We start from the raw sequence: 3880 nt of genomic DNA on the forward strand, positions 1-3880 counted from the left end.
CGTCCATAAATCAAGCGAGATAGGATCTCATCTAGAGAGAAATTAAAACGATGTCGTTTTTGGATTTCTTTGTTAATTCTAGGCAGATCTAATTGATGATAGAGGTCTTGTAGGAAGAGATAGCCTCCATGATATTCGTTCAATTGATTTTGTTTTAACTGTTTGTTTTGACTAAAGGTAATGAGGAAATCTTTATTTTCTTCTTTTTCTTTCTCGGTTAATTCCTTAGCACGTAAACGAGCCCACTCAAGTGGTTCCATATCAGGATGTTCTTTTAAGATTGTGTTATGATTGCCTAGGTTTTCTACGATAGTAGAAGTCCGTTTATTTCCAACCTTGATATCTTTAATAATAGCGTAGTTGATAGTGTTTTTTGACTTTGATTGTTTAACTCTCATCTTTTCATACCTCACTCCATTATAACAAAGTACGAGAAAGTACGCAAATAAAAAGTGATAAAATTTGACAAGAAAATGCTCTTATATCAACCTTTATGAGGATTTTTTTACTTCATAACTGTCAAAGTCCCGAGTGGAAAAAGAAGGATATCATCCATCATTCTAATTTTGATTTATGAACATGAAAATAATGTGTGAAATACTTGTGTTGAGTATTATAATGTTGTATAATTAAGTTGCGTAGATGATAGACGTATCTTAACTGTGTATTTTTAAAAAGGAGGAGTTGATATGAATAAACAGACTGATTTTTTAGTGGTAAAAAATAGTTTTGTTTCAGGAATGGCACGAGTTATTGATATTGGTTCCAGACGAAACAAAGAGTCTTACAATAGATCCAAAACAGGAAAAGAAGCTGACAAAAGAGCTATTTTGAATGACTGGAGTATGATTGGTCAGGATATATGGGGGGCATATGCCAAATTCAAACAAGAAAATCAACTCTAATCAAAAACAATCAAAAGATCTTTCAGAAACACAGATTTTAGAAATAATAGAAAAACAACCCGATGAAGTTAAAGAATCTATAACAAAAGTACTTGTCTCTGAAAGTATAAGTTATGAAGGTTCCGTGCCACCGCCTGGATTATTAAAAGAATTTGATAAAGTTATCCCAAACGGAGCTGATAGAATTATGTCTATGGCTGAGAAGCAATTAGAACACAGGATTAGCATAGAAAGCAAAGTCGTTGGAGCTAATAATAGAGATTCATTGCTAGGTGTATTGTTCGCTGGGATGATAGGGTTAATGGCGATTTCTGGAGCGATATATCTCCTTGCTAATGACAAAAACATTCAAGGTCTCAGTGTTTTTATAGGAACACTTGGAGCTTTAATTGCTGTTTACTTAAGAAGCCACAAAAACGATGAACAAGATTTAAAAGATAAAAAATAAGAGGCTGGGACAAAAGTCTAACCTTAAATATAAAAAGCGAACAAAACAAGTTATCTGACACTCAGAATTCTGTATTGTTCGCTTTTTTATCTAATCTATCGATTTTAAAGATTTATAATAAAGAATTCCTAAAATCAAAATTTTTTGTCCCAGTTTCTTATTTTATTTGTTTAACTTTAAAAACAATATCAAGCAAGAGTTTTAAAAAACTACCATTGATTACACAAATAAGTTATTGCCTTAAAAATACAATATAAAAAAACAATTGCTCATCTAGTATACTTGGAAATGTAATGGACTAGTGTTGTATTCTGTACAAATTAACAAGCTAGAAAAACAAGATAAAGATGTAGTATAATGGTGCCAGGTAATAAAAAAAGCACGTTTGACCGTGCTAGTTTCTTGCCTGCTGAACTCATCATATAGTATAGTGGCTCCTTTGTGGGGCTTTTTTTGTGAACATTTTTAGGAACTTTTAAAGAATTTAAAGAAAATATAAGGAAATATGATTTTAAAGAAAATCAGGAATATCAAGGCCTTTACTTACTAATGAAATATAAAACTCAAGCGGTAGCGGAATAACTCAAAATGTGATAAGATAGGGGTATGAATCTGAAAGTGAAACAAAAAATACCATTAAAAATCAAGCGCATGGGAATTAATGGTGAAGGAATTGGCTTTTACCAAAAAACATTAGTCTTTGTGCCTGGTGCTCTCAAAGGTGAAGATATCTATTGTCAGATTACTTCTATTAAACGTAACTTTGTTGAGGCAAAATTACTGAAGGTCAACAAGAAGTCTAAATTTCGAGTTGTGCCAGCTTGTACTATTTACAATGAGTGCGGAGGCTGCCAAATCATGCACCTGCATTATGATAAGCAGCTAGAGTTCAAGACGGACTTGCTTCATCAAGCGCTGAAAAAATTTGCTCCTGCAGGATATGAAAACTATGAAATCCGTCCAACTATTGGAATGCAGGAACCAAAGTACTACCGTGCTAAGTTACAATTTCAGACTCGAAAATTTAAAAATCAGGTCAAGGTAGGTCTGTATGCACAAAACTCTCACTATTTAGTAGAGTTGAAAGACTGCCTAGTACAAGATAAGGAAACCCAAGTGATTGCTAATCGCCTAGCAGACTTGCTTACTTATCACCAGATTCCAATCACCGATGAGAGAAAAGTTCTAGGTGTTAGGACTATTATGGTTCGTCGAGCAAGAAAGACCGGACAGGTTCAAATTATTATTGTTACAAATCGTCAGCTTAATTTAACCCAACTGGTAAAAGACTTAGTTAAAGATTTTCCAGAAGTTGTGACAGTAGCTGTGAATACAAATACAGCTAAAACCAGTGAAATTTATGGTGAAAAGACAGAGATTATCTGGGGAGAAGAGAGTATTCAAGAAGGTGTACTTGATTATGAATTTTCACTATCTCCTCGCGCTTTCTATCAACTAAATCCTGAACAAACAGAAGCCCTCTATAGCGAAGCAGTAAAAGCGCTGGATGTTGATAAAGAAGATCATTTGATTGACGCTTATTGTGGAGTTGGAACGATTGGATTTACCTTTGCAAAGAAAGTTAAAACACTCAGAGGTATGGATATTATTCCAGAAGCCATTGAAGATGCTAAGCGAAATGCTAAAAGAATGGGATTTAACAACACACATTACGAAGCAGGAACAGCGGAAGAGATTATTCCTCGCTGGTATAAGGAAGGCTACCGAGCAGATGCTCTGATCGTAGATCCACCACGTACAGGTCTGGATGACAAGTTATTAGATACAATTCTTACCTATGTACCAGAAAAAATGGTTTATATTTCTTGCAATGTTTCGACCTTGGCTCGTGATTTAGTACGCTTAGTAGAAGTCTATGATCTCCATTATATCCAATCGGTTGATATGTTCCCGCATACAGCACGAACTGAAGCTGTTGTAAAATTAATTAAAAAAGTTTAAAAAAGGTGTTGACAAAGTTTGAAAAGTGGGTATAATAGTAAGAGTTGAAAATAACAACTCTGGTCCGTTGGTCAAGGGGTTAAGACACCGCCTTTTCACGGCGGTAACACGGGTTCGAATCCCGTACGGACTATGGTATGTTGCGGATGGAACACTTGATGAAAAAAAGATTAAAAAAGTTTCAAAAAAGTGTTGACAAGCGAAAGCGACTGTGATATACTAATATAGTTGTCACTTGAGAGAAGCGAGTGACAAAGACCTTTGAAAACTGAACAAGACGAACCAATGTGCAGGGCACTATAACTAAGGTTATAGTACTGAACAATGAAAAAACAATAAATCTGTCAGTGACAGAAATGAGTGAGAACTCAAACTTTTAATGAGAGTTTGATCCTGGCTCAGGACGAACGCTGGCGGCGTGCCTAATACATGCAAGTAGAACGCTGAAGGAGGAGCTTGCTCTTCTGGATGAGTTGCGAACGGGTGAGTAACGCGTAGGTAACCTGCCTGGTAGCGGGGGATAACTATTGGAAACGATAGCTAATACCGCATAATAGCAGTTGTT

3 protein-coding genes, 1 tRNA gene, 1 rRNA gene and 1 pseudogene are annotated in these 3880 nt (G+C 35.4%); 5 read left to right on the forward strand and 1 reads right to left on the reverse strand.

Annotation, left to right across the window (positions count from 1 at the left end; translation table 11 throughout):
* A pseudogene (locus SK629_RS02355) lies at positions 1 to 398 on the reverse strand (transposase); the annotation flags it as partial.
* 291 nt (positions 399 to 689) lie between these two features.
* Here SK629_RS02355 and SK629_RS02360 point away from each other — a divergent pair.
* From SK629_RS02360 to SK629_RS02380, 5 genes are all read left to right on the forward strand, one after another.
* A complete protein-coding gene (locus SK629_RS02360; protein ID WP_042900422.1) occupies positions 690 to 905 on the forward strand; it encodes a hypothetical protein in 216 nt (71 codons plus the stop codon).
* Positions 874 to 1353, forward strand: coding sequence for a DUF2335 domain-containing protein (locus tag SK629_RS02365; protein WP_042900423.1), 480 nt, complete (start codon positions 874 to 876; stop codon positions 1351 to 1353). Before SK629_RS02360 ends, SK629_RS02365 begins: the two co-directional genes overlap by 32 nt.
* A gap of 606 nt (positions 1354 to 1959) precedes the next feature.
* On the forward strand, positions 1960 to 3315 hold the full coding sequence (gene rlmD / locus SK629_RS02370) for a 23S rRNA (uracil(1939)-C(5))-methyltransferase RlmD (RefSeq protein ID WP_042900424.1): 1356 nt from the start codon (positions 1960 to 1962) through the stop codon (positions 3313 to 3315).
* Positions 3316 to 3376: 61 nt separating this feature from the next.
* A tRNA-Glu gene (locus SK629_RS02375) sits at positions 3377 to 3448 on the forward strand.
* A gap of 242 nt (positions 3449 to 3690) precedes the next feature.
* Positions 3691 to 3880, forward strand: a 16S ribosomal RNA gene (locus SK629_RS02380); the annotation flags it as partial.

The organism is Streptococcus mitis, from assembly GCF_000722695.1.
Taxonomy (GTDB): Bacteria; Bacillota; Bacilli; order Lactobacillales; family Streptococcaceae; genus Streptococcus; species Streptococcus mitis_O.

What these genes read in the sequence shown, in the direction of transcription:
- SK629_RS02360 (WP_042900422.1), top strand. Translation starts at nt 690, where the DNA reads ATGAATAAACAGACTGATTTTTTAGTGGTAAAAAATAGTTTTGTTTCA.
- SK629_RS02365 (WP_042900423.1), top strand. Translation starts at nt 874, where the DNA reads ATGCCAAATTCAAACAAGAAAATCAACTCTAATCAAAAACAATCAAAA.
- rlmD (WP_042900424.1), top strand. Translation starts at nt 1,960, where the DNA reads ATGAATCTGAAAGTGAAACAAAAAATACCATTAAAAATCAAGCGCATG.